This window comes from Devosia sp., from assembly GCF_034675085.1.
Classification (GTDB): Bacteria; Pseudomonadota; Alphaproteobacteria; order Rhizobiales; family Devosiaceae; genus Devosia.
Map to the genome: position 1 here is coordinate 1 of NZ_JAUCDN010000483.1, position 1561 is coordinate 1561.

Here is a 1561-nt window from a genome sequence, read left to right on the forward strand (position 1 = left end):
GTGCTGTCGCTGGGGGCGGGCGTGGATGCCCTGCTCAGGCACAAGCACCTGCCCGACGCGCCGGTGGTGCGATTCGTCGATACCGATCTCAGCCAGCGCATGAGCGATTATGTGGTGGCGCATGTGAGCATGCATCACCGGCTCCATACCCGCTTTCGCGCCGACCAGAAGGCGCGGCGCTGGCACCAGTTTTATCCGCCCTCGGCCAGCGAAAGCACGGTGGGCATCATGGGCATGGGCGTGCTCGGGCAGGATGCGGCGCGACGCCTGCTGCCGCTGGGCTTTACCCTGCGCAGCTGGAGCCGCAGCCCCAAGGCCATCGAGGGGGTGGAGAGCTTCGTGGGCGAGGCGAGCTTCGACGCCTTCCTCTCCGGCACCGACATCCTGGTCAACCTGCTGCCGCTGACGCCGGAAACCACCGGCATCCTCAATGCCGAAACCTTCGCCAAGCTGCGGCGCGGCCGGCTCGATGGCGGACCGGTCATCATCAATCCGGCGCGGGGCGGGCACCAGAAGGAGGCCGACATCGTGGCCGCGCTCAAGGACGGCACGCTGGGAGCGGCAAGCCTGGACGTGTTCGAGACCGAGCCGCTGCCGCCCGAAAGCCCGCTCTGGGACATCGAGAACTGCTACATCACCCCCCATATCGCCGCCATTTCGGACATCGAATCGGGGGTGCGCTATTTCTCCGCCATCATCGCCGACCACGAGGCGGGCAAGCCGCTGGTCAATGTGGTCGACCGCGAGCGGGGATATTGACGCGAATTTTATTCGCGCGGCGCGGGCTCTATGCGATCTATTAACCACCGGGGCGCTCTGATGCGTTTCGCCGACACAGAGCCAAGGGCCGCATGACCGAGAGCACAGCGCAACCGACCAAGGTCAAATTCTACGACCGGCTGAAACGGGCCACCCAGCACAGACTGGCCGAGCCGATCCTGGCTCTGCTGTGTTTTCTGGAAGCCATGATCATCCCGATCTTTCCCGAGATCATGCTGGCGCCGATGATCGTGGCCGACCGCAAGCGCGCCTGGCGGCTGGCCGCGATCTGCACCATCGCCTCGGTGACGGGGGGAATGGCCGGCTATGCCATCGGCTATTTCCTCTTCGATACGGTGGGCCGGGCGATCATCGATTTCTACGGCGCGGGCGACGGCTTCGCCTCGCTGACCCGGAGCTTCAAGGACAATGGGCCGCTGATGATCATCATCGGCGCCATCTCGCCGATTCCCTACAAGGTGATCACCATCACCAGCGGGGTGGCGGGGCTGGATCTGTGGACCTTCGTCATCTACGGGCTGATCGGGCGCGGCGCGCGCTATTTCGTGCCCTGCGGGCTGTTCTATTTCTTCGGCCCGGCGGCCAACCGCTTCATCGAAAAGCACAAGGCCGCCGCCGGCTGGGCCATGCTGGCGCTGGTGGTGGTGGGCTTCGCCATGGCGCCGCTGCTGTTTCCCAAGGCCGGCACCGAGCAGGTGCAGGAAGCGGTCGAGGTCATCGAACAGGTGACGCCGGAGGACTTCAAGCTGCCCACCTTGCAGCCGGAGCTGGGCCTGGGCGG

2 protein-coding genes are annotated in these 1561 nt (G+C 65.6%); both read left to right on the forward strand.

The window, feature by feature from the left end:
• Positions 1–759: glyoxylate/hydroxypyruvate reductase A (locus VDP82_RS17965; RefSeq protein WP_323016178.1), on the forward strand; the 759-nt coding region annotated here is incomplete at its 5' end.
• 92 nt (positions 760–851) lie between these two features.
• Positions 852–1561: YqaA family protein (locus tag VDP82_RS17970; RefSeq protein WP_323016179.1), on the forward strand; the 710-nt coding region annotated here is incomplete at its 3' end.